26 protein-coding genes and 2 pseudogenes are annotated in these 26,120 nt (G+C 69.2%); 11 read left to right on the top strand and 17 right to left on the bottom strand.

Annotated features, from left to right (window positions below; all coding sequences use genetic code 11):
- Positions 1 to 87: 87 nt before the first annotated feature.
- Positions 88 to 1,677 carry a hypothetical protein gene (locus A5787_RS17455; protein WP_156763993.1) on the bottom strand — a complete coding sequence of 530 codons (1,590 nt, stop codon included), beginning with the start codon at positions 1,675 to 1,677 and terminating at the stop codon, positions 88 to 90.
- Between the two features lie 628 nt (positions 1,678 to 2,305).
- On the opposite strand from A5787_RS17455, the gene A5787_RS17450 reads away from it, so the two are divergent.
- On the top strand, positions 2,306 to 2,518 hold the full coding sequence (locus tag A5787_RS17450; protein WP_066969198.1) for a dodecin: 213 nt from the start codon (positions 2,306 to 2,308) through the stop codon (positions 2,516 to 2,518).
- Positions 2,519 to 2,525: 7 nt separating this feature from the next.
- On the opposite strand, the gene A5787_RS17445 is transcribed toward A5787_RS17450, so the two are convergent.
- The 4 genes and pseudogenes from A5787_RS17445 to mutA form a co-directional block, all read right to left on the bottom strand.
- Positions 2,526 to 3,806 carry a serine hydrolase domain-containing protein gene (locus A5787_RS17445; RefSeq protein WP_369829133.1) on the bottom strand — a complete coding sequence of 427 codons (1,281 nt, stop codon included), beginning with the start codon at positions 3,804 to 3,806 and terminating at the stop codon, positions 2,526 to 2,528.
- A gap of 59 nt (positions 3,807 to 3,865) precedes the next feature.
- Positions 3,866 to 4,854 (bottom strand): annotated as a pseudogene (gene meaB / locus A5787_RS17440) (methylmalonyl Co-A mutase-associated GTPase MeaB).
- An 85-nt stretch (positions 4,855 to 4,939) separates the two neighbouring features.
- Positions 4,940 to 7,195 carry a methylmalonyl-CoA mutase gene (gene scpA, locus A5787_RS17435; protein ID WP_066969192.1) on the bottom strand — a complete coding sequence of 752 codons (2,256 nt, stop codon included), beginning with the start codon at positions 7,193 to 7,195 and terminating at the stop codon, positions 4,940 to 4,942.
- Between the two features lie 2 nt (positions 7,196 to 7,197).
- Positions 7,198 to 9,039: a methylmalonyl-CoA mutase small subunit gene (mutA, locus tag A5787_RS17430; RefSeq protein ID WP_066969252.1), complete on the bottom strand. Its 1,842-nt coding sequence runs from the start codon at positions 9,037 to 9,039 to the stop codon at positions 7,198 to 7,200.
- A gap of 169 nt (positions 9,040 to 9,208) precedes the next feature.
- On the opposite strand from mutA, the gene A5787_RS17425 reads away from it, so the two are divergent.
- From A5787_RS17425 to A5787_RS17420, 3 genes are all read left to right on the top strand, one after another.
- A complete protein-coding gene (locus tag A5787_RS17425) occupies positions 9,209 to 9,961 on the top strand; it encodes a TVP38/TMEM64 family protein (RefSeq protein ID WP_066969190.1) in 753 nt (250 codons plus the stop codon).
- A 122-nt stretch (positions 9,962 to 10,083) separates the two neighbouring features.
- Positions 10,084 to 10,434: a hypothetical protein gene (locus tag A5787_RS27400; protein WP_156763992.1), complete on the top strand. Its 351-nt coding sequence runs from the start codon at positions 10,084 to 10,086 to the stop codon at positions 10,432 to 10,434.
- 23 nt (positions 10,435 to 10,457) lie between these two features.
- The gene (locus A5787_RS17420; RefSeq protein ID WP_066969188.1) at positions 10,458 to 10,700 is read left to right on the top strand and encodes a hypothetical protein; all 243 of its coding nucleotides are present in this window, start codon (positions 10,458 to 10,460) and stop codon (positions 10,698 to 10,700) included.
- Here the strand turns inward: A5787_RS17420 and A5787_RS17415 are convergent.
- The gene (locus tag A5787_RS17415; protein WP_066969186.1) at positions 10,697 to 12,175 is read right to left on the bottom strand and encodes a HAMP domain-containing sensor histidine kinase; all 1,479 of its coding nucleotides are present in this window, start codon (positions 12,173 to 12,175) and stop codon (positions 10,697 to 10,699) included. The two genes, A5787_RS17420 and A5787_RS17415, sit on opposite strands and share 4 nt — an antisense overlap.
- Positions 12,172 to 12,882 carry a response regulator transcription factor gene (locus A5787_RS17410; RefSeq protein WP_066969183.1) on the bottom strand — a complete coding sequence of 237 codons (711 nt, stop codon included), beginning with the start codon at positions 12,880 to 12,882 and terminating at the stop codon, positions 12,172 to 12,174. Before A5787_RS17410 ends, A5787_RS17415 begins: the two co-directional genes overlap by 4 nt.
- 113 nt (positions 12,883 to 12,995) lie before the next feature.
- Between A5787_RS17410 and A5787_RS17405 the strand changes: the two genes are divergently transcribed.
- Genes A5787_RS17405 through A5787_RS17395 form a run of 3 tightly spaced genes read left to right on the top strand, consistent with a single transcriptional unit; the run spans position 12,996 to position 13,958 of the window.
- Positions 12,996 to 13,229, top strand: coding sequence for a hypothetical protein (locus A5787_RS17405; RefSeq protein WP_066969181.1), 234 nt, complete (start codon positions 12,996 to 12,998; stop codon positions 13,227 to 13,229).
- Entirely contained in the window at positions 13,226 to 13,630 is a 405-nt protein-coding gene (locus A5787_RS17400; protein ID WP_066969179.1) for a type II toxin-antitoxin system VapC family toxin, read from the top strand. Before A5787_RS17405 ends, A5787_RS17400 begins: the two co-directional genes overlap by 4 nt.
- 37 nt (positions 13,631 to 13,667) lie before the next feature.
- A complete protein-coding gene (locus tag A5787_RS17395) occupies positions 13,668 to 13,958 on the top strand; it encodes a hypothetical protein (protein WP_066969177.1) in 291 nt (96 codons plus the stop codon).
- On the opposite strand, the gene A5787_RS17390 is transcribed toward A5787_RS17395, so the two are convergent.
- Complete coding sequence (locus A5787_RS17390; RefSeq protein WP_066969249.1) at positions 13,918 to 15,249, bottom strand: MFS transporter; 1,332 nt, start codon at positions 15,247 to 15,249, stop codon at positions 13,918 to 13,920. The two genes, A5787_RS17395 and A5787_RS17390, sit on opposite strands and share 41 nt — an antisense overlap.
- A 143-nt stretch (positions 15,250 to 15,392) precedes the next feature.
- Between A5787_RS17390 and A5787_RS17385 the strand changes: the two genes are divergently transcribed.
- On the top strand, positions 15,393 to 16,019 hold the full coding sequence (locus A5787_RS17385; RefSeq protein WP_066969175.1) for a TetR/AcrR family transcriptional regulator: 627 nt from the start codon (positions 15,393 to 15,395) through the stop codon (positions 16,017 to 16,019).
- A gap of 15 nt (positions 16,020 to 16,034) precedes the next feature.
- Positions 16,035 to 16,511, top strand: a complete 477-nt coding sequence (locus tag A5787_RS17380; protein WP_066969247.1) for a nitroreductase family deazaflavin-dependent oxidoreductase — start codon at positions 16,035 to 16,037, stop codon at positions 16,509 to 16,511.
- Here the strand turns inward: A5787_RS17380 and A5787_RS17375 are convergent.
- Genes A5787_RS17375 through A5787_RS17365 form a run of 3 tightly spaced genes read right to left on the bottom strand, consistent with a single transcriptional unit; the run spans position 16,508 to position 18,473 of the window.
- A complete protein-coding gene (locus tag A5787_RS17375; protein WP_066969173.1) occupies positions 16,508 to 16,864 on the bottom strand; it encodes a DoxX family protein in 357 nt (118 codons plus the stop codon). The two genes, A5787_RS17380 and A5787_RS17375, sit on opposite strands and share 4 nt — an antisense overlap.
- 9 nt (positions 16,865 to 16,873) lie before the next feature.
- Positions 16,874 to 18,013: an SPFH domain-containing protein gene (locus A5787_RS17370; RefSeq protein ID WP_066969171.1), complete on the bottom strand. Its 1,140-nt coding sequence runs from the start codon at positions 18,011 to 18,013 to the stop codon at positions 16,874 to 16,876.
- A 25-nt stretch (positions 18,014 to 18,038) separates the two neighbouring features.
- Positions 18,039 to 18,473, bottom strand: coding sequence for an NfeD family protein (locus A5787_RS17365; RefSeq protein WP_066969170.1), 435 nt, complete (start codon positions 18,471 to 18,473; stop codon positions 18,039 to 18,041).
- 57 nt (positions 18,474 to 18,530) lie between these two features.
- On the opposite strand from A5787_RS17365, the gene A5787_RS17360 reads away from it, so the two are divergent.
- Positions 18,531 to 19,451, top strand: a complete 921-nt coding sequence (locus A5787_RS17360; protein ID WP_066969168.1) for a hypothetical protein — start codon at positions 18,531 to 18,533, stop codon at positions 19,449 to 19,451.
- Here A5787_RS17360 and A5787_RS17355 read toward each other — a convergent pair.
- Genes A5787_RS17355 through fabG1 form a run of 3 tightly spaced genes read right to left on the bottom strand, consistent with a single transcriptional unit; the run spans position 19,448 to position 22,064 of the window.
- The gene (locus tag A5787_RS17355) at positions 19,448 to 20,458 is read right to left on the bottom strand and encodes a ferrochelatase (RefSeq protein WP_066969166.1); all 1,011 of its coding nucleotides are present in this window, start codon (positions 20,456 to 20,458) and stop codon (positions 19,448 to 19,450) included. The two genes, A5787_RS17360 and A5787_RS17355, sit on opposite strands and share 4 nt — an antisense overlap.
- A gap of 6 nt (positions 20,459 to 20,464) precedes the next feature.
- Entirely contained in the window at positions 20,465 to 21,274 is an 810-nt protein-coding gene (gene inhA, locus A5787_RS17350; RefSeq protein WP_066969163.1) for an NADH-dependent enoyl-ACP reductase InhA, read from the bottom strand.
- A gap of 25 nt (positions 21,275 to 21,299) precedes the next feature.
- Complete coding sequence (gene fabG1 / locus A5787_RS17345) at positions 21,300 to 22,064, bottom strand: 3-oxoacyl-ACP reductase FabG1 (protein WP_066969161.1); 765 nt, start codon at positions 22,062 to 22,064, stop codon at positions 21,300 to 21,302.
- Between the two features lie 149 nt (positions 22,065 to 22,213).
- Between fabG1 and A5787_RS17340 the strand changes: the two are divergent.
- Positions 22,214 to 23,051, top strand: a pseudogene (locus tag A5787_RS17340) (hypothetical protein).
- A gap of 55 nt (positions 23,052 to 23,106) precedes the next feature.
- Here the strand turns inward: A5787_RS17340 and A5787_RS17335 are convergent.
- From A5787_RS17335 to A5787_RS17325, 3 genes are read right to left on the bottom strand one after another with little or no spacing between them, the layout of a single operon-like run.
- Complete coding sequence (locus tag A5787_RS17335; RefSeq protein WP_066969159.1) at positions 23,107 to 24,114, bottom strand: VWA domain-containing protein; 1,008 nt, start codon at positions 24,112 to 24,114, stop codon at positions 23,107 to 23,109.
- On the bottom strand, positions 24,111 to 25,064 hold the full coding sequence (locus tag A5787_RS17330; protein ID WP_066969157.1) for a DUF58 domain-containing protein: 954 nt from the start codon (positions 25,062 to 25,064) through the stop codon (positions 24,111 to 24,113). Before A5787_RS17330 ends, A5787_RS17335 begins: the two co-directional genes overlap by 4 nt.
- Positions 25,061 to 26,110, bottom strand: coding sequence for a MoxR family ATPase (locus A5787_RS17325; protein ID WP_066969155.1), 1,050 nt, complete (start codon positions 26,108 to 26,110; stop codon positions 25,061 to 25,063). The genes A5787_RS17330 and A5787_RS17325 overlap by 4 nt, the downstream gene beginning before the upstream one ends.
- Positions 26,111 to 26,120: the final 10 nt, after the last annotated feature.

The raw sequence follows: 26,120 nt of genomic DNA, 5'->3' as shown, positions 1-26,120 counted from the left end.
TGGGCGATGCCTTGGACACCCATCCGTCGCGCCGGCCCAATCCAGCCGGAAAGCCGACGGCACGAATGGGTTTCGATTCGGCGGCCGCTAGGACGTGAATGTCCACGTCACGGCCCCTGATCCCCGGTACCGGCCGTACCTCGCGGCACTGTCCGGGTCAGATTGTCCGAAGTGGTTATGCGCCAGGGCACGTCGAGCGCGTGGGGTCGCGGTCCGATTTCCGGTGCCACCCGGCGTCCCCTCAGCGCGTTGCAGGCTCCATCGGGCGCCGGCCGCAAACAATAAACCAATCCCCAGCGCCAGCAATGCTGGGGCTATTGCGAGTATGTCGTGAACCACCGTGGCGGTGCCGCTAGCGAGTCTCCCCCTGAGCAGCAAGCGGTTGCGAACTCCGGCATTATCGGCGTCGGGGGGTCGGAATTGGTGCGGCAGGATCGCCCTGATATCGCGATCGTCCAAAAGTTCTGCCAGCTGGTGCGGGTGCGAGTAGGAAAGGTCGAACGTCTGCCCGTGCCCGCCCTTTGCGTTGAGATCGTGGACGTTCCGGGTGGCGAGATAGGCCTGGACGTTGATTTCCTGTTGACGGGTCGCTTGTCCCCAGGCAATGGCCCCGACCACCGACACGTAGCCGAGCACTGCGAAGGCGGCGACAACAACAAATATCCATGCCGTGGTGGCCGGGCCCGCATACCGGCCGAACCGCGTAGCGCGCGGCGCGTCAGAGAGCACGAACACGGCAACTAGCGCCACGGGATAGACGAGCAGGACCACGTCCAGGTACCGCACCGCGACGGCGGGCCCACGGCCGTAGGCGAGAAGCAGAAGCTGGATCGCCACCCACCCGCTGATTCCAACCGCCAGCCACGCGCGGTCGCCGATGGCAGGACGCCGGATCAGAATGTGCCGACAGAACCAGACCGTCGGGACCAACCCGATTATCGCCTGGCCGCCGAAAAGGAATAATCCCTGGACGAACGTCCACGGACCGCTCGTTGGATGCCCGCTCGAGGCCGCCCACAGGATCATCGCTACGGCGATCGATGCCAGGACGAGAACGCTGGCGTACTCGCGAGCGCACCTTTTCCTTGCGTTGGTAGTTAACTGCAACCACACCAGCGCGCCAGCGGCGAGGGTAGTGGCCAGACCTGAGCCAAAGGAGAGGTAACTAAGGACCGCGGCCACCAATCCACAAAACCAGCGCACGGAGAACGGCTGCGCGGAGCTCAGCGCGACCAGAGCCGCGATACCGAAGAACAGCATGAGGTACAAGGAACTTTGAAACCCGGACAGCGTGTTCTCGTAACCGATCGGAAGCGCAAACAGAAGTGCGAAGAAGCAGGCCAGGGGTATGCGGCGTCGCACCGCGACCAACGGCATAAGCAACGCCGCAAGCCAGGTGATCACCGCGGTATGGACGACCGCGCCGAAAATCATTTCGAGGCGCGTATTCCACTCGCCCGCCAGTTCCAAATGTAAGAGTGCGAACACGCGAAATACAAAGATCCGGTGTTCGTTGTGCGGGGCAAAAAGGTTGGCGCAGGATAGTGCGCCCTTCAGGTACGGCGAGTATAGGTTCGCTGCTTCTGCGTACCACTGGTCGAAGAACGGCATCGGCGAACCGGTGGCCGAAATGGTGGTCAGCTTGGCACCAAAGACGACGCAGCTGATCGCGGCCAACAAGGCAAACGTGCCCTTCTGCCGTCCTCGTGCGGTACGTGATGCGTCCCGTGAGACAGGTAGGGTCTGCCCATTTTCATCTGGGGCCGCAGTCCGATGTCGGAGGCCAACGGCCGAATAACCCTCATCGTGCTTACTCATAGGGCGACGACCCCCTTGCCAACCCGCCTTGGCGCCTGGCGTTTTCGCGCCAGGCGAACTGCAGATCGCCGCTATTTGCCACCGTGGAAGCCGAAGCACCCCGCGTTCGCAAGCCCAAAACGCCGGCCGACGCCTGTCCTGCCTGCCGCCGATGCGCTCATCGGGTTGAGCTACCTCCGAGACGCCCCTCCGCCTCCATCCGGCAAACCCGCCCCACGGGTTCAACGATGATAACGGCGAGTACTTACCTACTTGATCCCGATTATGGGAGCGTACGAGATTGTGCATCCGAACATGCGAGTTTTCACGGGAGGCCCCGGGCCGATTCGAAACCAAGCACACCGATTCATTGGCCGGCCCAGGCGCGTGGCATAGGCTCGCGGAGCATCCGCCGACGGATGGGGTTCGTTCAGGCGTTTTTCAGACGGGTCGAATGGGCTCCGCCGTGGCTACTGTTGCGTCCGCAGGCTTGAGATAAGGAGGCGCGATGAGCAATCACACCTACCGCGTGATCGAGATCGTTGGATCCTCGCCCGACGGGGTCGACGCGGCTATCCGGAGCGGTCTGGCCCGAGCGACGCAAACCATGCGCGGCCTGGACTGGTTCGAGGTGGCGTCGATCCGCGGGCACCTGGTCGAGGGGGCCGTCGGACACGTCCAGGTGACGATGAAAGTCGGCTTCCGCCTGGAAGGTTCCTAGGCCGACCTTAGCCGGCGACGGCGCCGGGCTCCGAGAACGGCGCGCCGAACTCGGTCACGGGCTGCAGACCGCGCTTGCGTACCTTCGCGGCGGCGTCGCGGATCAGCTTGTAGATCCCGACGAACGCGGCGTGATCGGTCATCACGAACGGTGTCAGCAGCCGGTTGTGCACCAGCGCGAACGCCACCCCCTCCTCGGGGTTCGCCCAGCCGACGGAACCGCCCAGCCCGACGTGCCCGAAGCCCGGCATCACGTTGCCGATCGGCAGGCTGTGATAGCCCAAGTGGAAAGCCAACGGCACGAACAGGTTTCGGTCCGGCCGCAGGCTCCGCCGGCCGGTCAGTCCGGCGACCAGCTCGCGGGACAAGAACCGGCTGCCGTCGATCTCGCCGCCGTTGGCGATCGCCCCGTACATGCGCGCGAGCGCGCGGGCCGTCACCACGCCGTTGGCCGCCGGGATCTCGGCGTCCAGCAGCGGGATCTCACCCTGGGCCGCGGCGATGAAGCCCGGGAAGTACATGGAGCGCCATCCACCGGACAGCTCATGGGCGACCTTGCGCGTCACGTAGTTGAGGACCGGGTTGACGACGAGGTTCTGCGGCATGATGATCTGCGCGGCCCGCGTCGGGGACTCGGCCGGCGGCCGGCCCAGGTGCATTCCGTCGGTACCCAACGGCTCGGCGAGCTCCTCGCGGATCAGCGCGCGCATGCCCTTGCCGGTCACGCCGCGGGCGAGCCCGGACATCAGCCAGCCGAAGGTCAGCGCGTGATAGGCGGATTTGCCCAGCAGCCGCCCCGGCGACGCCGCCGCCAGGCGCTCTTCCATCAGGACGTGGTCCAGCAGGTCTTCCTGCGTGGCGCCGCGCAGGCCCGACAGGCCGGCGTGGTGTCTCATCACCTGGCGCACGGTGAGTTCGGCTTTGCCGTTGGCCCCGAAATCCGGCCAGTACTCGGCGACCGGCGCCTCGTAGTCGATGAGCCCGCGGTCGGCGAGCCGGTGGATGACGGTGGCGGCCATGCCCTTGGTTGCCGAGAACACCATCGGAGCGGTGTCGGCCGACCACGGCACGTGACCGCCCCGGTCCTCCCAGCCGGACCACACGTCAACGGCGGGTTGACCATCGACGTAGACGGCCAGCGCCCCACCACCGAACCGGCGGGCCGGGAACATCGTGGAGAAACTGCGAACGACGCAGGCGAAATGTGGGTCCGCCGCACCGGACACACGATGGCCTGCGTCAGGGCCATCGTGGACGGGGACCGCGCGGCGAGCGACCCGAGACTCCATTGTCACAGTATTGAATTTACTTGGATTCCATACTGTCCGTAGGGGAAACCGCGGCTAATTTACCTATCCGTTAGGAAGACGCGGCCTGAAGTATTTGCTGGGCCGCCAGCGCCGGGGTCAGCTCCCCCGCCTTGACCTGGCGTTCCACGTCGGCGCGGATTTTGCGGACGGCCGGGTGGGACAGCACCCGGTCCAGGACGGCGTCGCGAACCATCTGCCAGGTCCAGTCGACTTGCTGGGCACGGCGGCGCTCGTCGAGTTCCCCGGCGTCGGCGAGCACCCGGCGGTGGCGCTCGATGGTCTCCCACAGCTCGGCAAGGCCGGTTCCCTCCGCCGCGCTCATGGTGAGAACGGGTGGGCGCCAGAGTGTTTCGCCCGGATGGATCAACCTGATGGCCGCGGACAGCTCCCGCGCGGCCTTGCGCGCCTCGGCCAGGTGCTCCCCGTCGGCCTTGTTAACCACCACGATGTCGGCCAGCTCCAGCGCACCCTTCTTGATGCCCTGCAGCTGGTCGCCGCTGCGGGCCAGGGTCAGCAGGACGAAGGTGTCCACCATGTTTGCCACGGCCACTTCGGACTGGCCCACACCGACGGTCTCGACGAGGATCACGTCAAACCCCGCGGCCTCGAGCAGCACGATCGCCTCCCGCGTGGCCTTCGCGACCCCGCCCAACGTGCCCGACGTCGGCGACGGTCGGATGTAGGCGTCTGGGTGCACCGCCAGCCGCGCCATCCGGGTCTTGTCGCCCAGGATCGAGCCGCCGGTGCGCGTCGAGGACGGGTCGACGGCCAGCACCGCCACCCGGTGGCCCTGCTCGATCAAATGCATGCCGAGCGCCTCGATGCTGGTGGACTTCCCCACCCCGGGGACCCCGGTGATGCCGACGCGGTGGGCCTTGCCCGCGTGGGGCATCAGCTCCAGCAGCAGCTGTTGCGCTTTTTCGTGGTGGTCGGCACGGGTGGACTCCAGCAGCGTGATGGCCCGCGGCAGCGCCGCGCGGTCGCCGCCGAGGACGGCCTTCGCCAACTCCTCTATGGAGCCCTTCATAGGGCACGCGCCGAGCGTGACGTCACGGCGAGAAAACGGGCCGATTCTCGCCATGACATCACGTTCGCGCTAAGCATTGGCGACGTCACCGGCCCAGGTCATACCCGAGTCGCTCGGCGAGCTTGTGCAGCAGCCCGATGGCGGCGTCGGCGATCACCGTCCCGGGCGGGAAAATGGCGGTGGCCCCTGCCGCGTACAGCTCGTCGAAGTCGCCGGGCGGGATGACGCCGCCGACCACGATCATGATGTCGGGCCGTCCGACCTCGGCCAGCGCGTCGCGGAGCGCCGGCACCAGCGTCAGGTGGCCGGCGGCCAGCGAGGACACTCCGATGACGTGCACGTCGTTGTCGGCGGCCTGGCGGGCCACCTCCTCGGGCGTGGAGAACAGCGACCCGACGTCGACGTCGAAGCCGATGTCGGCGAACGCCGTCGCGATCACCTTCTGCCCGCGGTCGTGGCCGTCCTGGCCCATCTTGGCCACCAGAATCCTGGGCCGGCGCCCGTCGGCCTCGGCGAATTTCTCGACCAGTTCGGTGGCGGTGGCGATGTTGGTGGCCTTTCCGGCTTCGTGACGGTAGACCCCGGCGATGGTACGGATCTCGGCCTGGTGACGGCCATACACCTTTTCCAGCGCGTCCGAGATCTCGCCGACGGTGGCCTTGGCCCGGGCCGCGTCGATGGCCAGCGCCAGCAGGTTGTTGCCCAGCCCGTCTTCGCCCGCCCGGCCGGCGGCGGCCGCGGCGCGGGACAGCTCGGCCAGCGCGGCGTCGACGGCCTTGGAGTCCCGGTTGGCCCGCAGCTCTTGCAATTTCGCCAGCTGCTCGGCGCGCACGCGGCTGTTTTCGACCTTGAGTACCTCGATCTCCTGGTCCTCGTCGACCTGGTACTTGTTCACCCCGATCACCGGCTGCTGACCCGAGTCGATGCGGGCCTGGGTGCGCGCGGCGGCCTCCTCGATGCGCATCTTGGGGATGCCGTCGTCGATGGCCTGCGCCATGCCGCCGTGCTCGGCGATCTCGGCCATGTGGGCGCGGGCCGCCTGCGCGAGCCGATGGGTCAGCCACTCCACGTAGTAGGAGCCGCCCCAGGGGTCGATCGGCCTGGTGGTCCCCGACTCCTGCGCCAGCACCAGCTGGGTGTTGCGCGCGATCCGGGCGGAGAAGTCGGTGGGCAGCGCCAGCGCCTCGTCCAGGGCGTTGGTGTGTAGCGATTGGGTGTGGCCCTGGGTGGCGGCCATCGCCTCGATGCAGGTGCGCGCGACGTTGTTGAAGGCGTCTTGGGCGGTCAGCGACCAGCCCGAGGTCTGCGAATGTGTGCGCAGCGACAGCGATTTCGGGTTCTTGGCGCCGAATTGCGACACCAGTTCGCTCCACAGCAGCCGGCCCGCCCGCAGCTTGGCGACCTCCATGAAGAAGTTCATGCCGATGCCCCAGAAGAACGACAGCCGGGGCGCGAACTTGTCGATGTCCAGGCCGGCGTCCAGGCCCGCCTTGATGTAGTCGACGCCGTCGGCCAGCGTGTAGGCCAGCTCCAAATCCGCTGTGGCACCGGCCTCCTGGATGTGGTAGCCGGAGATCGAGATGGAGTTGAACTTCGGCATCTTGGCGCTGGAATAGGCGAAGATGTCGGAGATGATGCGCATCGACGGCTTGGGCGGGTAGATGTAGGTGTTGCGCACCATGAACTCTTTGAGGATGTCGTTCTGGATGGTGCCGGCCAGCTTCTCCGGCGGCACCCCCTGCTCCTCGGCGGCCACCACGTACAGCGCCAGGATCGGCAGCACCGCGCCGTTCATCGTCATCGACACCGAGACCGCGGACAGGTCGATGCCGTCGAACAGCTGCCGCATGTCGAGGATGGAATCGATTGCCACCCCGGCCATTCCGACGTCACCCTGAACGCGGGGGTGGTCGGAGTCGTAGCCGCGGTGGGTGGCCAGGTCGAAGGCCACCGACAGGCCCTTCTGGCCGGCGGCCAGGTTGCGCCGGTAGAACGCGTTGGAATCCGCGGCGGTGGAGAACCCGGCGTATTGGCGGATCGTCCAGGGTTGGTTGACGTACATCGTCGGGTAGGGGCCGCGCACGAACGGCGGTTCGCCGGGGAAGCTGTTCAGCGGGTAGCCGTCGGCCACCGCGGCGGCGCGGTCTTCGGCGATGTACACCGGCTTGACGTCGATGCCTTCGGGCGTGTGCCAGTGCAGCTGTTCGGGTGCGTACCCGTGCGCCGCCGCGGCTGCGGCCGCCTGCTCTTTCGCGGCGGCCTCGGTGGGCCGCGGCGCGGCGCGGTCGCCGTGCAGCGGGACGTCCGAGAAGTTGCCGATTGCTGGTGTCGTCATCGTCATGGCTACGCCCCCAATCGCGTCAGCAGGTCCGACAAGGCTTGCACCGCATTGATCTTCGCGGTCAGGTACTCATCCGGCCGGTGCTGGGCGTCACCCAGCGCTTGCTCGGGCCCGGCCAGGCAGACCGTCGGCACACCGGCGCGGCGGGCCGCCTCGACGGCGTCCGCGCCATCGTCGTGATAGCGCGTGTCGGTGCCGCAGATGACGGCCACGGCCGGCGACCCGGCCGCCGCTACGGCCGCCGCGATTCCCGCGGCGTCGACCGGGCCGGGGTTGATCGCCTCGATGCCCCCCGAGGCCAGCAGGTTGACCGCGAACGTCGCCCGAATGTTGTGCTCGGCCAACGGTCCCAGCGGCAGCAGCAGCGCCTTCGGGCGCGAGCCGGTGCGCGCCAGGTAGGCGTCGGACCGGTCGCGCAGCTTCTCGAATTCCGCCGCGTAGCGCCGGATTTCGGCCGCCGAATCGGCTTCCGGCAGCGGCGGTTCCTCCAGGTTGGGGTATTCGTTGACGCCGGTGATCGCCGTTCGCCGATGCGCGATGTCGTCGGCGCGCCCCGCGGCGATGCCGGCGATCTGCTGGGCGACGTAGCCGCGGGCGTCCGCGAACCCGCCGCGGGCCTCGATCTCCTGGAACTGCTGCCAGGCCTGTCGGGCCAGCTGCTCTGTCAGGTCCTCGACGAACCACGACCCGCCGGCGGGGTCCAGCACCCGCCCGACGTGCGACTCCTCCAGCAGCAGCAGCTGGGTGTTGCGCGCGATGCGCCGCGAGAAGCCGTTCGCCACACCGGGAAAGCCGCCCGCGATGGCCGCGTCGAACGGCAGCACCAGCACGGTGTCGGCGCCGCCGACCCCCGCGCCGAAGGCGGCCACGGTGCCGCGGAGCATATTCACCCACGGGTCGCGCTGGGTCATCATCGGCAGCGAGGTCTCCGCGTGAACGACGGCGGCGCCGCCCTCGGGGTCGCCGACGACCTCGGCGACCCGCGCCCAGAGCCGGCGCGCGGCGCGCAGCTTGGCGATCGTCAGGAACTGGTCGTCGTCGGCGGCCAGCCGGAAGCTGATCTGCCGCAAGGCTTGCGCGACAGCGAGCCCGGAGTCGGTGAGCAACCGCAGGTAGGCCACCGCGGCCGCGACGGCGCCGGCCAGCTCCCAGGTCGCGTTGGCGCCCAGGTTGTGGAAGGCGGGTCCGTCGACGGTGATCGCCCGCACGCCGCGGCGCGCGGCCGCGCGGGTCGCCACGGCGACCACGTGCTCCGCCGGCGGGGACTGCCGGCCGCTGAGCTTCGCGGTCAGCGGGTCGGCGCCCAGGTCGATCGACAGGGTGTTGCGCCGGTCCGGACCCAGCTCGTCGACCAGCGCCAGCAGCGCGTCGCAGGCCTCGCGGTAGTCGGCGCCGGCGTCGAGGATGACGGGCACCAGGTCGAGGTACACGCCCGAGAGCAGCGGCGCGAGCTCCGCGGGCGCCACCCCGGACCGGCCCACCCGGATCCGCAGCGCGCTGACCCCCTCCGCGAGGGCGGCCAGCACCGCGGCGTTGCCGTCGCCGCCGGGAACCGGGAAGGCCTCGGCCACCTTCCAGCCCGGGTTGACGTCGCGCAGCGCGTCGCCACCGCGCACGTAGGTCCACTCGCCGGGCAGCGGCGGTTCGGGCAGTTCGTCGAGCGCGGTGTACAGCGCGCGGATGGCGATTCCGTCATACGTCGGCGTCTCCAGCAGCCGCTCCGGCTCGTCCCCCAGCTGGTCGGGATCCTTGCGGGTGCTCTTGGACAGCACACCGGCGACCGCACTGCGCCAACGCCCGCGAACCTGTTCTAGGTCGGCGAGCTCGGGTACATCAATGGACACCGATTGCTCCCTTTTTCCCAGCAAATGGGGCTCTGCCACGTACTAATGAGGCTAATTGATCGGGGGTCCCGGCTAAAAACCGCGCGCGGCCCCCATCGGGGCAGGTGGCCGGGGAAACGCCCGCGGCGGGAAAGGAATTATTCGCCCGCGGCCCGTACCCTTGACAGGCGTGACGGCTTCCGCCACCTGCAAAATCAGCCCCAGACTGCGTGATCTCCGTGCCGTGACCGGTGCGGCGGCGCGGCAGCTCTCCCGACCGCGCGCTCTCGCGGCAGTGGTCGGGATCACAGCGCTGATCGCGGCGGCTACCTGGCTTCCCCTGCCGACGCCGCTGCAGATGCGGGACTGGGCCGAATCGGTGGGCCCCTGGTTCCCGTTGGCGTTCCTCGGCACGCACGTGGTGGCCACGGTGGTGCCGGTTCCCCGCACCGCTTTCACACTGGCCGCCGGGCTCCTGTTCGGCCCGCTGCTGGGAGTCGCGATCGCCGTCGTCGCGAGCACCGCCAGCGCGGTACTCGCGTTGCTGCTGGTGCGCGCGGCCGGCTGGCAGCTCAACCGGCTGGTCCGCCACCGATCGATCGACACCGTCGACGAGCGTCTGCGCGCACGCGGCTGGCTGGCCATCCTGTCGCTGCGACTGATCCCCGCCGTGCCGTTTTCGGCGATCAACTACGCCGCCGGGGCGTCGACCGTGCGCGCCGCCCCTTACACGCTTGCCACCATCGCCGGGTTGCTGCCCGGCACCGCCGCGGTGGTGATCCTGGGCGACGCGCTAGCCGGTCACCCCAGCCCGGCGCTGTTGCTGGTGTCGCTGTGCACGGCGAGCCTGGGGGTGACCGGGCTCGTCTACGAGATCCGCCAGCACCGCCGGCACCACCGCCGCAGGACGCACACCGCCCCCGAGCCGGCCGCCGTCAGCTAACTGCACCGAGGCTCGATTTCTGAAGCGAACCTGAAGAGGTGCGGCGCAAACGGCCCACTTCAGGTTGATTTCAGCTTCGCTTCCTACCGTCGCTGCCACCACCACAGCAACGAGGAGGCACAGTGACCGTCGAGGGATCGACCCACAACACACACCCCGCAACCCCACCGTCGGTCCTGCATCGGCACCCCGCCGGCGTCGCGGTCGGCAGCGGGTTGGCCGGGCTCGTCGTGGGGGCCTTCGGGGCCGCCACGCTGATCGGCCTCTGGGCCCCTCCCTCCCCGCCGCCGGGGTTCGGTTTTCCGCCACCGCCGGCGGGCGCCTGGGGCCCACCACCACCGCCGCCGTTCGCCTGGCACCCGCCGCCGCCCTGGGCCGGCCCGCCCCCTCCGGGCCAGCCGCCGCAGCCCAGCATCCCCGGCCCTTCCGGCGGGCCCGGGACACCGCCGTCGTCGCCACCGCCGACCCGCTGACCAACGAACAGGAGAAATCTGCAATGAAGATCAAGCAACTCATCGCCGGCTCGGTGCTCGCGGGCGCCCTCGGGATTGCCGCGACGGGCTTCGGCGCGGCGCTTGCCAGCGCCGATCCCCCGCCGCCGCCCCCGGCGCCCGGGCAACCGGGCCCGCCGCCGCCAGGGCCGGGTGGGCCGTTCGGGCCGCCACCGCAGGGACCGGGCGCCCCCGGCGGACCGTTCGGGCCGCACCCGGGCGGACCGCCCCCGCCGCCGGGGTTCTAGGCCGGCGGCGCGCTGGCCGCGCCGACGGGCAGGCTGAGCCGGAACTGCGCCCCGCCCTCGCGGGAAAGGCAGCTCAGCTCGCCCCCGTGGGCGCGCGCCAGCGCGCGGGCGATGGGGAGGCCGAGCCCGGCGCCGCCGTGGTCGCGGGCGCGCCCGGCATCCAGGCGCACCAGCCGCTCGAAGATGCGGTCACGCTCGTCATCGGGAATCCCCGGGCCGGTGTCCGTGACGGTCACCTCGGCGGTGTGGTCGCTCGCGCGCAGGTCGACGTTGATCGCGCCACCGGCGGGGGTGTACCTGCGGGCGTTGTCGAGCAGGTTGCCCAGGATTTGCGCCACCCGGGTCGGGTCCGCCTTCACTGCCAGCTCGGCCAGGCCGGTGCGGACGACCGTGACGCGCGGCGCCAGCATGGTCGTCCGGTCGGCTTCGGCGTCGACCACCGCGGCGAGGTCGACGTCGTGCACATCCAGCGGCAGCCCGGCGTCGATGCGACTGAGATCCAGCATGTCGCCCACGAGGCGCCCGGCGCGGCGGGCATCGGAGAGCAACAGGGTGGCGCGCCGGTACTGACCGCGGGCCGCGGCGTCGTGTTGATGCTGACCGGCGTTGCTGGCGAGTTGTTCGGCGGCGACCTGAATCCCGGCGATCGGGGTGCGCAGCTCGTGGGCGGCATCGACGAGAAATCGCCGGGTGGCCGCCTCTGCGCGCCGGGCGTCCGCGGCCGCGCCCCGGGCCCGCCTCTCGGAGGCTTCCAGCACCTCCAGCATCCCGTCGAAGGCGCCGGCCGCGCGACCGAGTTCGGTATCGGTGCGCTTGGGGCGCAATCGGCGGCCGCGATCACCGGTCGCGATGTCGGTCGCCAGCGCGGTGAGCCGATCCAGCGGCCGCAGCGCGACCCGGCTGACCGCGACCGACAGCAGCGCCGCCACCAGCAGCGTCACCACACCGGCGCCGATCATCAGCTCACGCAGCTGACGGGTCACCTGCGTGGTCTGCGTCGTGTCGGCCACCAGGACGAGCCGCGCCCCGTCGGGCAAGGGATGGACCAGCTCGGTGGCGGTGGCAGCCGGCGGCGCGGGCGGCCCCCCCGGCGGCGGGGGTGGATAGCCCGGCGGCGGCCCGAACGGCGGGTAGCCCGGCGGCGGTGGCGGCGGGACGAACGCGCCGACGCCGGGGTCCGGGCTGATCGCGGGGTCGCCGTAGGCGATGCCGTCGGCGGTGATCACGAGCGCGCGGACGACGCCGCCGTTGAGTTGGGCGGCGATTTGCTGCGGCGGGGTGTGCGCCTGCGCGAGCGCGTCCGCGCGCGAGGTGGCCGCGAGAAGGCGGTCGTTGAGGTCCCGACGAGCCTGGGCCCGCAGGCTGACGTCGATGACCACCCCGAGCACCACCAACAAGGCCGCGAGCAACCCGATGACGACGACGACGACCCGCCGCTGCAGCGACGGCGTCGGCGTTACGGGGTCGACCGTCATGATCGTTGGGCTTGCATGCGGTAGCCGATGCCGCGGACGGTGTGCACGATCCGCGGCCCGTGGGCCTCGAGCTTGCGCCGCAGCCCGCTGATGTGCACCTGCACCAGGTTGGGGTCGTAGGCGTCGTAGCCCCAGACCGCGTTCAGGATCTGGCCGGCGCTCACGATCCGGCTGCGCTGCTCGACCAGGAAGTGCAACAGCCGCAGCTCGGTGGCGGTCAGCTCCAGCTCGCGTCCCGCGCGCACGGCGACGCCCGCCTCGACGTCCACGATCAGGTCACCCACCTGCAGCACCCGCGGCAGCCGCCCCCGCCGGCGCAGCACCGCGTTGACCCGTGACACCAGTTCGGCCAGCTCGAACGGTTTGACGACGTAGTCGTCGGCGCCGCCGTCGAGGCCACGCAGCCGGTCGGTGAGGCCGTCGCGGGCGGTGATCAGCACAATGCCCGCGTCGCCCCAATCACGGATCACGTCGATCAGCGTGAACCCGTCGCGCCCCGGCAGCATCACGTCAAGCACCACCAGGTCCGGTCGCAGCCCGTCGAGAGCGTCCTCCAAACCGTCGCCGTCGCGGCAGGCGTCGGCGTGGTAGCCGGCGTCGGTCAGCGCCTCGCTGACCATTTCGCGGATGGTCTCGGAATCCTCAACGACCAGCACCCGCGGTGGGCCGGCCGCCGGGCGCCTCGCTGCGCGTGGGGAACTCGCCATGCCTCATTGTGTGCGCTCCGCTTTGGCGGCCGGCCCGACAAGCCCTTTTCTTCAGGTTCGCTTCACGTTATCCATCGCCTGCATATTGCCTGCATTACTGCTATTATGCAGTCGTGGTAGCGATCACGATTCGCGGCATACCGGACGAGACCCGCGACGAGCTGGCCGCGCGCGCTGCCCGGTCGGGGCAGTCGTTGCAGGAGTACCTGCGCGGACTGCTCGTCGCGACGGCGGACAGGCCGACACCGGGGGACGTCATCACTCGCGCGCGCGCCCGGGTCAACGCAACAAAAGTCCGCCTCGACGCGGCCGCCATCCTCGCCGCCAAAGACGCCGAGCGCCGGTGACCGAACGTGCCGTCTGCGACGCATCGGCGGTCGTAGCCGTCTTGCTGGATTCCGGTGGCGATGGAGAATGGGCAACCACGCGATTGGCGGATGCCGAACTTCTCGCACCGACGTTGCTGCCGTACGAATGCGCCAACGTCATCAGGCGTGCCGAGCTCAGCAGAGCGATCAGCGCCGACCAGGCCGCTCAGGCCCACACGGACCTGCTCGACCTGACGATCGAACTGTGGCCATACGACCTGCTCGCAACGCGTGTCTGGGAGCTGCGGGCCAATCTGTCGAGCTACGACGCCGCCTACGTCGCACTCGCCGAGAACTTGGCCGTCCCGTTGGTGACTTTGGACCTGCGGATCCTGCGCGCCCCGGGCATCAGCTGTTCGGTGTCGGTCCCCGGCAACTAGCGTTCCCGGTACCGAGACCCGACGACCTGGGAGCCTCATGACGCCCGAAAACACCCGGAATGCCCCGCCCGATGCGGCCCCCGCCCGCCGCCATTCCACGGCCGTCGTCGCCGCCGTCGGGCTCGCGGGCCTGGTCCTGGGCGCGATCGCAGCCTTCGCGATCACCGGCCTGGTGTTCACGGTCCGGGTGCAGCTCCCCCCGCCGCCCTATCCGCCGCCCGTGGGGTCGAACGCGCCCGGCTGCGTTTATCCGGCTCCGCCGTCGGCCCCGACCGCGACGCCGGGGGTCATCCCGGCCCCGCCCTTGCCCCCGCCGCTCCCGCGCTGAGCTCCATGAGGTCGACGGCCCCGGAACCCAGCAACGGCTTGCCGGCCACCTCCGGGGCGAAGAACAGGGTGCCGGCGCCGACCACGCCGGCGAACATCAGCATGTATGCGGGCATCATCGGATTGTGGGTTCCGGTGACCAACGTCTCGGCGATCAGCGGGGTGGTGCCGCCGAAGGCCGATACCGCGATGTTGAACCCGATCGACACCGCGCCGTAGCGCACGTTGGTGGGGAACAGCGCGGGCAGGATCGCCGGCTCGAGGCTGCTCAAGAACATCATGGGCAGGCCGATCAGCAGCACACCGCCGAACTTCGTCGGATACGCCACGCCGTACCGCATCAGCATGAAGGCCGGTAGCGAGACGACCATGAGCAAGCCGCATCCCGTCCACATCAGGGGTTTGATGCCGATGCGATCGGACAGCATCGCGACCAAGAGGACGCCGATCGTCAACACGGCCAGCACGATCAGGACCATCACCAGCGCCGCGGTGTCCCCCACCCCCGCGGTCTTTTTCAGGTACGTCGGCACGTACCCGCTGACCATGTAACTCGTGTCGGTGACCGCGAGCTCCACACCTAGGCAGATCAGCAGCCCTTTCCACTGCCGCACGACGGTCAGCACGAATTGGGTGCGAACGGAGACGGGCAGCGCGACCTTGTGCACCTTCTCGTAGCCGGGCGACTCATCGATCCTCGAGCGCAAATACACCGCCACCAGGCCCAACGGCGCCGCCAGCAGAAACGGGATGCGCCAGCCCCAGTTCAGCATGTCGGCGGTGGACAACGCGGTCTGCAGCCCCGTTACCAGCGCGGCGCCCACCACGAAGCCGCCCAGCGTGCCCACCGGCAGGAATCCGGCCAGCATCCCGCGTTTGTGGTCCGGGGCGTGCTCGGCGATGAAGGTCATGGCGCCCGCATACTCCCCGCCGGAGGAAAGCCCCTGGCCGATGCGGACGGCCGTGAGCAGGATCGGCGCCCAGACCCCGATCGTGTGGTAGCCCGGTAGCGCACCCGTCGCGGCCCCGCACACGGCCATCAACGAGATCGTCATCACCAGCACGGGTTTGCGCCCGATGCGGTCGCCCAGCGGCCCGAAGATAAACCCGCCCAACGGCCGTACGACGAAGCCGGCGGTCATCGTGCCGAAGGTGGCGATGAGGTTGCCCGCGCCGGAGTTTTCCCCGGGGTAGAACTTCTGCGCCAGGATGGTGGCGACGAGGCTGAACAGGGTGAAGTCGTAGGCCTCCATGAAGTTGCCGATCGCGGTGCCCTGGATCGACCGATGCATTGCGCGGGCATCGACCACCGTGGTGCCGCCGCCGTCACCCGCTTTTCGATTCATTGATGCGAAAGCTACCCAAATCGCCCTGGGTCTATGCGGCGACGATCCAACGCGCGACGCGGACTAAACATCTGTTTACAATAGTAAATGTGCATTCACTTCCCGACGATCGGACGGCCCGGGCACGCATCCGCGACGAAGCGCTGCGACTGTTCGCCGAGCGCGGACCCGACGCGGTCACGATGCGCGATATCGCGGGCGCGGCCGGCGTCTCGGCGGCATTGCTCATCCGGCATTACGGCTCGAAAGAGGGACTGGTCGAGGCCGTCGACACCCACGTCGTCGCGACGTTTGACGCGCTGCTGACCACGATGACCGAGCAGACCGCCGCGGTAGGCCTCGACCCGATGGCGGCGCCAAACCTGTTGGACGGCTTGGCCACCCACCTACCCCCCGACTCTGCGATCCCGGCCTACCTGAGCCGGCTGCTCACCGCGGGCGGTCCGGCCGGGTCGGCCCTTTTCGACCGGCTCTTCCGGCTCAGCCAGGCCACGCTCGAGATGATGGTTGCGGCCGGAACCGCCAGCCCCGGCGAGGACACCGAGGTCCGGGCGGCGTTTTTGCTCATCAACGACCTGGCGGTGCTGACTCTGAGGCCCCGCCTGACTGAAGTGCTCGGCGTCGATCCACTCTCGGCGGCGGGGATGCGGCGCTGGGCCGGCGAGGTGTTCGCGATTTACCGCGACGGGCTTGTGCCGCTGACACAGCAGAAATAGATGAGGGAGGTCACGATGTCCAACACATCCCTGCTCGCCAGGATCGGCGCACGGGCGCTGCGTTCCCGCCGGCTGATGCGCGCGCCGGTCTGGATCTACCAGGCCCGCGCGGGCGCGCTGTTCGGCTCGCGCATCCTGATGCTCGAACACATCGGGCGCAAGTCCGGCGCACCGCGCTACGCGGTGTTGGAGGTCGTCGATCACCCCGCCGCCGACGTCTATGTCGTCGCGTCGGGCTTCGGCCGAAAAGCCCAGTGGTTCCGCAACATTGAAGCCAACCCGCGGGTGCGTGTGTACGTCGGCAGCCACGCCCCGCGGCGCGCCACCGCGCGGATCCTCGACAAAGCGGAGGCCGACCGCACGCTCGCCGCCTACCGCGACCGTCATCCCGGAGCGTGGGAACGGTTCCGGCCGGTGCTGGAGACCACGATCGGCGCCCCGATCACCGACACCGACAACCCACTGCCGATCGTCGCATTGCGTTGTGACTAACCGCGATCCGGGCCCTTGGCGGTCATCACGGCGAACGTGGCCAGGAACGTCGCGGCCGGAAGGGTGTTGACGAGCTTGTCGTGCGCCCGGATGTGCGCGCCGACGGCCAGGATGAAGTACAACGTCAGCATCGCCGTCGTCAGCCTGGCCAGGGCGGGGAAACGGGTGACCGACAGCAGCCCGATGGCGGCGGCCGCCTTCACCACCGGCAGCACGGGGCGGATTTCGTCCGGTACCCCCAGGTCGTCCAGCACCTTCTTGATCGGGGCCACCTGGACTCCGCACGCCACCGCGTCGACGGCATGGAAGGCGGCAAGTCCCGCATAGGTTTTCGGTGAGGTCAGCGCGCTCATCCGCCCAGCCTATTGGGTCAGCTCCGGCGGCGCTCCCGGCTGCCCGTCCACCGGCTGGCGGGCGATCGCCTCGGCCCTGGCCACCGCCTGGGCGATGGCCGGGTCGGTCTCGGTGGAGAACCAGTCGGCGACGTCCGCGTCGTCGTCGGCGCTGTGCTTGGGCGCGTCCTCGACCGGGGACGGCTGGAACCGGAACACGCCGTCCTCGCCCGGGGTGCCCAGCAGCCTGGTGAAGCCCTGCAGCGCGGCGCTGAAGTCGCTGGGCACCACCCACACCTTGTTGGCGTCACCGCGCGCCATCTCCGGCAGCGTCTGGAGGTACTGGTAGGCCAGCATCTCCGGGGTGGGCCTGCCGGCCTTGATGGCGGCGAACGTCTTCTCGATGGCCTTGGCCTGCCCCTGCGCCCGCAGGTAGGCCGCGGCGCGCTCGCCCTGCGCGCGCAGCATGCGGGACTGCCGGTCGGCCTCCGCGGCCAGGATCGCGGCCTGCTTGGCGCCCTCGGCGGCCAGGATCTGCGACTGCTTCTCACCCTCGGCCTGGGTGATCGCCGCCTGCCGGCTACCTTCGGCGGTCAGGATCATCGCCCGCTTCTCGCGGTCGGCCTTCATCTGCTTTTCCATCGAGGCCTGGATCGACGGCGGCGGGTCGATGCTGCGCAGCTCGACCCGGGCGACCCGCAGGCCCCAGCGATTGGTCGCCTCGTCGAGCACACCGCGCAGCTGGCCGTTGATCATGTCGCGGGAGGTCAGGGTCTGCTCAAGCGTCATCCCGCCGACCACGTTGCGCAGGGTGGTCGTGGTGAGCTGTTCGACGCCGACGATGTAGTTACTGATTTCGTAGACGGCCGCCTGCGGGACGGTGACCTGGAAATAGACAACGGTGTCGATGTTGAGGGTCAGGTTGTCCTCGGTGATCACCGGCTGCGGCGGGAACGACACCACCCGCTCGCGCAGGTCCACCCGGGCGCGGATGCGGTCGATGAATGGCACCAAGAGCGTCAGCTGCCCGCTGACGGTGCGGCTGTACCGACCCAGGCGTTCGATCACCGCGGCCTCGGCCTGGGGGATCAGCGCGACCGACTTCGCCACCACGATGATCCCAAAGACCACAATCGCGAGCGCCACCACCAGCAGAGCAATTCCAGCCATCTCTTCCTCCTATTTCTCCAGAGGGTTACATGTCCTTGAACACGACCGCCGTGGCGCCGTTGATCTGCATGACGGTCACTCGTTCGCCGGGTTCGTACACATCGTTGTCGTCGAGTGGCCGCGCGGTCCATACCTGGCCGTCCAGCTTCACCTGGCCCTCGTCGCGTGCGACGCGGCCAAGGACCAGCGCGCTCTTGCCCTCCAGCGCCTTGATGCCGGTCGGCAGCCCCTTCGCGGGCGTGAGCCGCCGCCGCAGCGCCGGCCGCACGAGCACCAGGAGCAGGACCGAGACGACCACGAATACCGTCGCGTTGGCCCACACCGGCAAGTCCAGCAACCACGTGGTGCCCGTGGCCGCCAGCGCGCCACCGGAAAGCATCAGCAGCGACATGTCCCCCGTCAGCGCCTCCGCACCGGCGAGCACCAGCGCGAATATGAGCCAGATCACCGCGGCGGGCATGCGGTCAGAATACGCGTAATCCGCCTTTGCCGGATCAAACAACTACACTCCGAGATCATGTGGTGTCCCAGTGTCTCGCTGTCCGTGTGGGCCAACGCCTGGCTCGCCGGCAAGGCGGCGCCCGACGACGTCTTGGACGCGTTATCCGTTTGGGCGCCAAAGCAATCGGTCACCGCGTATGATGCGGTCGCCGCGGGCCACACCGGCCTGCCGTGGCCCGATGTCCCCGATGCCGGCACCGTCACGCTCTTGCAAACGCTGCGCGCGGCGGTGGGCCGGCCCGCGGTCCCGCTTGCCCCAGGTCGTCTGCGGGGGACGGTCAACATGGCTCTGCCGGTGCCCGGTGACGTGCGGGGCCTGGCGCCGGGAACGCAGTTCGAATCCGACGCCCTGGCCGCCGGCGAGGCGGTCATCGTCACCAACCCCGACGATCCCGGCACCGCCGTCGGCCTGGTTCCGGAGTTCAGCTACGGCGACCTCGACGACGCCGACGACGACGCGGGATCACCCGAATTGTGCGGCCTCGCGTGGACGGTGTACTCGCTGCCCGGCGCGCCGGTGCTCGACCACTACGAGCTCGGCGACGCCGAGTACGCGCTGCGGTCGGCCGTGCGATCGGCCGCCGACGCGCTCGGTGCCATCGGGCTGGGAGCCGCCGCGTCCGACGTGGACGATCCGCGGGGGGTTGTCGAGCAGCTGCTGGAATCGGCACGCCAGCACCGCATTCCCGACCACGCGCCCTCTCGCGCCCTGCGCGTGCTGGAGAACGCCGCGCACGTCGACGCGATCATCGCGGTCAGCTCCGGGCTCAGCCGGGTGTCCGACTCCCCGACGGACCGGATGGTCGCCGGGGTCGGCACGCAATCGTCGTCACAGGCCCGAATCGCCACCGATGCGCTGCGCCCGCTGACCACGGTCGTGCGGTCGGCGCGACTGGCCGCGGTCACCGCGATCCTGCACTCCGCCTGGGCCGACTAACCGTTCTCTGCGGCGACGCAGTGCGGCGGGCGGCACGGCGCGCCGTTGACGCTGGCCAGGCAGCCCGGCACCGCATCGGCCCCGCTCACCCGGCCCGGCACCCGGCCGTGGCGAAGTTCGTCGACCAGATCCGCTGCCAGCCGGGCGAATCGACGATCGGCGTTGGGCGTGGCGGCCCGGGCGAAGGCCATCCCCTCGGCCTCGGCCTGCAAGCGCAATTCGTAATCGAGGTCCCACACCACCTCGATGTGGTCGGCGACGAATCCGACGGGGCAGACGATCACGGCCGGGGTCCCGGCATTCGCGAGCGCCGTCAGGTGGTCGGCGACATCGGGCCCCAGCCAGGGAACTTGCGGCGGCCCCGACCGCGACTGCCAGGCCAGGTCGTACTCGGCGTATCCCGCGGCCGCGGCCACCAGCCTTGTGGCATAGGCGACTTGGCGGCTGTACAGACGGGGGCCGCAACGCTGGTCGGCCGCCACCGGGACGGAATGGGCGGTGAACACCAGCCGCGCGCCGTCCGGGACGGTCTTCGCCGCGGCGGCGACGGCCTCGGCGAACATCTCGACGAACAGCGGGTGGTCGAAATAGGGCCGCAGCTTGACCAATTCGGGGGCGTCCGGTCCGGCCGCCCCGCGGGCCCGGGCGATGTCCTCGACATACTGCGCGCAGCTGGAGTAGCCGCTCCAGGCGGAGGTGGTGAACACCGCGGCGCGACGAACACCGTTGTCGCGCATCGTCGTAACGGTATCCTCGATGTACGGCTCCCAGTTGCGGTTGCCGAAGTAGACGGGCAGGTCCAGTTCCGCTTGTAGCTCGGTTATCAACGCCCGGTTGATCCCGTTGATCGGCGACACGCCGCCGAAATGCAGGTAGTGCTCGGCGACTTCGTCGAGGCGCTCGGGCGGCACGTTGCGGCCTCGGGTGACGTTCTCCAGGAAGGGCCGCACCTGTTCGGGCCCTTCGGGGCCGCCGAAGGACAGCAGCAGGACCGCGTCGAACTCCATTGCGCCCTAGAGCAACTGGGTGCTGGCGCCGCCGTCGGCGTAGATGATGGTGCCCGTCGTGGCCGGCAGCCACTCCGAGAGCAGCGCGCACACCGTCTTGGCGACCGGGGTGGGATCCTTCATGTTCCAGCCGATCGGCGCGCGCTGGTCCCAGCCCTCCTCGAGCAGCTGCATCTGGGCGCCGGCCTCCTCGCCGAGGGCGCCGCCGACGATCGCGCTCATCGCCAGCGTCCGGATCGGGCCGGCAGCAACGAGATTCGAGCGCACGCCGTACGGGCCCGCCTCGCGCGCCACGAATCGGTTGACCGATTCCAGCGCGCTCTTGGCCACCGTCATCCAGTTGTAGGCCGGCATCGCGCGCGTCGGGTCGAAGTCCATGCCGACGATGGAGCCACCCGGGTTCATGATCGGCAGCAGCGCCTTGGCCAGCGAGGCGTACGAAAAGGCGGAAATGTGAATGCCTTTCGACACATCCTCATACGGAGCGTCGAAGAACGGGTTGATGCCCATCCCCGTCTGCGGCATGAAGCCGATCGAGTGCACCACGCCGTCCAGCTTGTTGCCCTCGCCGATCTCGGCCGTCACCCGCTCGGCCAGGGTGGCCAGGTGCTTCTCGTTCTGCACGTCGAGTTCGATCAGAGGCGCCTTCTCCGGGAGCCGGTCGGCGATCCGCTGGATCAGGCGCAACCGGTCGAATCCGGTCAGCACCAGCTGCGCCCCCGCTTCCTGCGCCACCTTGGCGATGTGAAACGCGATCGACGAGTCGGTGATGATCCCGGAGACCAGAATCCGTTTGCCTTCGAGCAGTCCTGCCATGTTCCGTCCTAGTTCGTCGGGGCCCTCAGTGGCCCATACCCATGCCGCCGTCGACCGGGATCACCGCGCCGGCGATGTAGCTCGCGTCCTCGGAAGCCAGGAAGCTGACCACCCCGGCGACCTCGGCGGCGGTGCCAACCCGTTTCGCCGGGATGAACTCCAGCGCCCCAGCCTGGATCCGCTCATCCAGCGCGCGGGTCATCTCCGTGTCGATGTAGCCCGGGGCCACCACGTTCGCGGTCACGCCGGCCTTCGACAGCTCCCGGGAGATCGAGCGGGCCATGCCGATCAGACCGGCCTTGGAGGCCGCGTAGTTGGACTGGTTGCCGATCCCCCAGCTGCCAGAGACCGAGCCGACGAAGATCATCCGGCCGAACCGCTTTTTCTGCATGCTGCGCGAGGCGCGCTGGGCCACCCGGAACGCGCCCGTGAGGTTCGCGTCGATGACCTTCTGGAACCTCTCCTCGGTCATCCGGATGAGGAACGCGTCCGCGGAGATGCCGGCGTTGGACACCAGCACCTCCACCGGGCCCTGGTGCTCTTCGACCTCTTTGAAGGCGCGATCGACGGCGTCGTTGTCGGTGACGTCGCACTCGACCCCGAAGAGCCCCTCGGGTGCGCCGGATCCGCGGTGTGTGACGGCTACCTTGTGACCGTCGGCGGCCAGCCGCTGCGCGATCGCCAGACCGATTCCCCGGTTTCCGCCCGTCACCAGGACTGAGCGGGATACGAATGCGGGTCTGCCGTAGTCGGCAACACTTTCGGCGTTCTCGGTGGCTGTGTCAGTCACCCCGCCAACCTATCGCCTCGTCGCGGCACGGCCGGACTGTCCCCCCGTTTCACTTCGCGAGCGTAACCAGGCTGCGATTTTCGGGCCGGAGTTTCGCAGTGCGGTTACGCTCGTCATCCGGTGTCGGTGTGGCGCAGCACACTTTCGCCATGACGGACGCGTTTCTGGGCAGTGCAGCCCTGGCAGTCGGCGCATTGACGCCCTATGAGCTGCGCAGTCGGTATGTGGCGTTGCACAAAGACGTGTACGTGCCGAGAGACGCCGAGCTGACCGCCGTGTTAAAGGCGAAAGCGTGCTGGCTGCGCTCGCGGCGGCGTGGAGTCCTCGCCGGCTTCTCCGCCTCCGCGCTGCACGGCTCGAAGTGGGTCGATCCGACGTTACCCGCCGCGATCATCGACACCAATCGTCGCAAGGGCGCCGGAGCGCAAGTCTGGGAAGCACGGATCGAGCCCGACGAGGTGGCCGTAGTCCGCGGCATGAGACTCACCACACTGGCAAGAACGGCGCTGGACATCGCATGCCGTTACCCCACCGACTTGGCCGTCGCAGCGATCGACGCACTCATGCAGGCGACCGATCTGAAGGTGGCCGACGTCGAGCTGTTGGTCGACCGGTATCGGGGCTGCCGCGGCGTGAAGGCCGCTCGGGCCGTTCTCGAGCTGGTCGATGGCGGGGCACAATCGCCCAAGGAGACCTGGATGCGCCTGATGCTGGTGCACCGGCTTTCCCCGACCGCAGACATCGATCCCAGTACTCAACGAATGGGGTTCAGCCGAAGCGTATTTGGATATGGGCTGGGAGGACATCCAGGTCGCTGTCGAATATGACGGCGCGCAACACCAAGCCAGTCGCTACCACTAGCTAAAGGACATCGGTCGCTTGGAGAAGCTGGAACTGATGGGGTGGATCGTGGTTAGGGTGGTCGCCGAGAACCACCCCCACGACATCATCCGCCGGGTACGCGAGGCGCGCGCTTCGCGAGCGTAACCAGACTGCGAAAATCCAGGCCGGAACTCGCAGCCTGGTTACGCTCGGCACCAATCTAGGTCGGCAGCCGCCGGTTGATCAGCAGCGCCGCCAGTGCCGCCAGCGCCAGCACCAGCGCGCCCAGCCGCAGCCAGCCCACGCTGGCGTCGCCCTTGATCGTCTCGTAGCCGATCTGCTGCTGCAGCGACGCGTAGACGGCCTTCAACTCGGCCAGGCTCGCGGCGTTGTACCAGTTCCCCCCGGAGAGCTCGGCGACCTTCTTCATGGTGGAATCGTCGACCGGAACGGGCTGGCGCTGGTCGTTGATCTCGACGAACCCGTAGGGCGTGCCGAACGAGATCGTCGAGATCGGCACCCCCTGGTCCTTGGCGGTGCGCGCGGCGGTGAAGGCGCCCTTCGGGTTGTCCGGGTTGGTCGGCATCGTCTCCTTGCCGTCCGAGAACAACACGATCCGCGCCGGGGGCGGCGTGTCGCCGCCGCCGATCACCGCGCCGACCGTCGCGATGGCCTGCAACGCGGTGAAGATGCCCTCCCCGGTGGCCGTGCGGTCGGCGAACTGCAACTTGTCCAGCGCGGCCTTGGTCGCGTCCCGGTTGGTGGTCGGGGACACCAGCACGGTCGCGGTGCCGGCATATTCGATCAGCCCCAGGTTGATTCCCGGCGTCAGCTCGTCGGCGAACTGCTTGGCCGCCTCCTGCGCGGCCGCCATCCGATTGGGCGGGACGTCGGTGGCCCGCATCGACTGGGACACGTCGATCACCAGCATGACCACCGCGCGATTGCGGGGAATCCGGACGTCGTTGGTCGGCCCCGCCATCGCAATGGTGAACAGCACCAGCGACAACACCAGCAGGATCGCCGGCACGTGGCGCCATCGCGACGGGCGCTGCGGCGCAACGCTTTCCAGCAACTCCATGTTCGCGAACCGCAGCATCCGGCGCTGCCGTGCCAGCTGCAGCACGATGTACAGGGCGGCCAACCCGACGACGAGAAGAAGGAATAGGAAAAACCACGAGTGCGCGAAGCCCGACAGCGTCATCGGGCCCAGCAGCGGCAATGTCACTGCCGCCCCGCCAGTGCCCCCCGCCGGCGGGACTCGACGAAGCGGACGATGTCGGCGATCCAGTCGCGGTCGGTGCGCAGCGACAGCACCGGGGCCCCGCAGCTGCGGATCGTGCGGGACACCTCCGCGCGGTGCGCCGCGGCCGCCTTGGCGAAGTCGTCGCGCAGCTGGGCGTCGATGGTGAATTCCCGGGTGACGCCGGTTTCGGCGTCCTGCAACACGACGTCGCCGATGTCGGGCAGTTCGACGTCACGGGGGTCGAGCACCTCGATGGCCAGCACCTCGTGGCGGGCGGCGATCGCCCGCAGCGGGCGCATCCAGTTGATCGGGCCGAGGAAGTCGCTGATGATGACGGCCATGCCGCGTCGGCGTTCCGGCCGGCGCAACGCGTCGATGGCAATTGCCAAATCCCCGCGCACGCCGACCGGCGCCCTGGGCGTGGTCGCGATGGTCCGCAGCAGCGTCTGCTCGTGCTGGCGCCCGGAGCGGGCCGGCACGCGGGTGATCGTCGCACCGGTGGCGATGACCGCACCGAGCCGGTTGCCGCCGCCGCTGTTGAGATACGTGATGGCCGCGGCGGCCGCCACGGCCAGGTCACGCTTCTCGCACACCGTGGTGCCGAAGTCCAGGCTGGCCGACATGTCGACCACCATCCAGGTTTCCAGTTCGCGGTCGGCGATCATCTGCCGGACGTGCGGGTGCATGGTGCGCGCGGTGACGGCCCAGTCCATCCGCCGCACGTCGTCGCCGGGCTGATACTCGCGCGACTCCCCCGGCTCCGAACCCGGCCCCGGGATCAGGCCGAGGTGGTCGCCGTGCAGGACGCCGTCGAGCTTGCGTTTGACCGTGAGCTCGAGCTGCCGCAGCGCCGCCGACAGCTTCGGGTCGTCGATCTGCCCGCGCTCAAACGATGGCGGATGACGCACCGCCGGCTTCTGGGGATCGGTCACCGACCGCTGGCCGCCACGGTCTGCATCACCGGGGGAACCGAATGACCTTGCTGCGGAACGGCATTCACCTGCGGCAGGGCTACCGTCTGCAGGATCCGGTTGATGACGATCTCCGGCGAGATCTCGTCGGCGAGCGCGTCGTAGGTGAGTATCAACCGGTGCCGCAGCACGTCGGGAATGACCTCGACGACGTCCTGCGGGATGACGTAGTCGCGGCCGCGCACCAGCGCCAGCGAACGGGCGCCGGCGATGATGCCCAGCGAGGCGCGCGGGGACGCGCCGAACGAGACCCAGGTCTTGACGTCGTTCATGCCGAGCTGCTCGGGGTTACGGGTGGCGGTGACGACCCGCACCACGTAGTCGACCAGCGCGTGGTGGACGAAGACGTTGGACGCGATGTCCTGCAGCCGCAGCAGGTCCTCGGTGTCCAGGATCTGCTTGGGCACCGGCGGCCGGACGCCCATCCGGTAGATGATCTCCCGCTCCTCTTCCGGCGTCGGGTAGCCGACGTTGATCTTGAACAGGAAGCGGTCCCGCTGGGCCTCGGGCAGCGGGTAGACGCCCTCGTGCTCGATCGGGTTCTGCGTCGCCATCACCAGGAACGGGTTGGGCAGCGGGAAGGTCTTGCCGCCGATCGACACGTGGCGCTCCTGCATGACCTCCAGCAGCGCCGACTGCACCTTCGCCGGCGCGCGGTTGATCTCGTCGGCGAGCAGGAAGTTGACCACCACCGGGCCGAGCTCGGTGTCGAACTCCTCCTTGCCCTGCCGGTAGATGCGGGTCCCGATGATGTCGGTGGGCACCAGGTCCGGCGTGAACTGAATGCGGGCGAAGGTCCCGCCGACCACCCGCGCGAAGGTCTCCACGGCGAGCGTCTTGGCGACGCCGGGAACGCCCTCGAGCAGGACGTGGCCCTTGGACAACAGGCCCACCAGCATCCGCTCGACGAGCTGGTCCTGGCCGACGATGATCCTCTTGACCTCGAAGATGGCCCGCTCCAGCGTGTGGACTTCGGCGGCCAAACCATTGCCGCCGCCGAAGTCCACACGCTGGAGC

This window comes from Mycobacterium sp. 852002-50816_SCH5313054-b (genome assembly GCF_001667185.1).
Taxonomy (GTDB): Bacteria; Actinomycetota; Actinomycetes; order Mycobacteriales; family Mycobacteriaceae; genus Mycobacterium.
This window is presented reverse-complemented; position numbering and strand designations above follow the sequence as displayed.

Coding starts and splice junctions, on each gene's coding strand:
- A5787_RS17415 (WP_066969186.1), bottom strand. CDS start 12,175: ATGACGGTCGACCCCGTAACGCCGACGCCGTCGCTGCAGCGGCGGGTC.
- A5787_RS17390 (WP_066969249.1), bottom strand. CDS start 15,249: ATGCATCGGTCGATCCAGGGCACCGCGATCGGCAACTTCATGGAGGCC.
- A5787_RS17450 (WP_066969198.1), top strand. CDS start 2,306: ATGAGCAATCACACCTACCGCGTGATCGAGATCGTTGGATCCTCGCCC.
- A5787_RS17360 (WP_066969168.1), top strand. CDS start 18,531: ATGTGGTGTCCCAGTGTCTCGCTGTCCGTGTGGGCCAACGCCTGGCTC.
- scpA (WP_066969192.1), bottom strand. CDS start 7,195: ATGACGATGACGACACCAGCAATCGGCAACTTCTCGGACGTCCCGCTG.
- A5787_RS17375 (WP_066969173.1), bottom strand. CDS start 16,864: ATGAGCGCGCTGACCTCACCGAAAACCTATGCGGGACTTGCCGCCTTC.
- A5787_RS17355 (WP_066969166.1), bottom strand. CDS start 20,458: ATGGAGTTCGACGCGGTCCTGCTGCTGTCCTTCGGCGGCCCCGAAGGG.
- A5787_RS17410 (WP_066969183.1), bottom strand. CDS start 12,882: ATGGCGAGTTCCCCACGCGCAGCGAGGCGCCCGGCGGCCGGCCCACCG.
- A5787_RS17365 (WP_066969170.1), bottom strand. CDS start 18,473: ATGCCCGCCGCGGTGATCTGGCTCATATTCGCGCTGGTGCTCGCCGGT.
- A5787_RS17395 (WP_066969177.1), top strand. CDS start 13,668: ATGACGCCCGAAAACACCCGGAATGCCCCGCCCGATGCGGCCCCCGCC.
- inhA (WP_066969163.1), bottom strand. CDS start 21,274: ATGGCAGGACTGCTCGAAGGCAAACGGATTCTGGTCTCCGGGATCATC.
- A5787_RS17445 (WP_369829133.1), bottom strand. CDS start 3,806: ATGGAGTCTCGGGTCGCTCGCCGCGCGGTCCCCGTCCACGATGGCCCT.
- A5787_RS17380 (WP_066969247.1), top strand. CDS start 16,035: ATGTCCAACACATCCCTGCTCGCCAGGATCGGCGCACGGGCGCTGCGT.
- A5787_RS17370 (WP_066969171.1), bottom strand. CDS start 18,013: ATGGCTGGAATTGCTCTGCTGGTGGTGGCGCTCGCGATTGTGGTCTTT.
- A5787_RS17420 (WP_066969188.1), top strand. CDS start 10,458: ATGAAGATCAAGCAACTCATCGCCGGCTCGGTGCTCGCGGGCGCCCTC.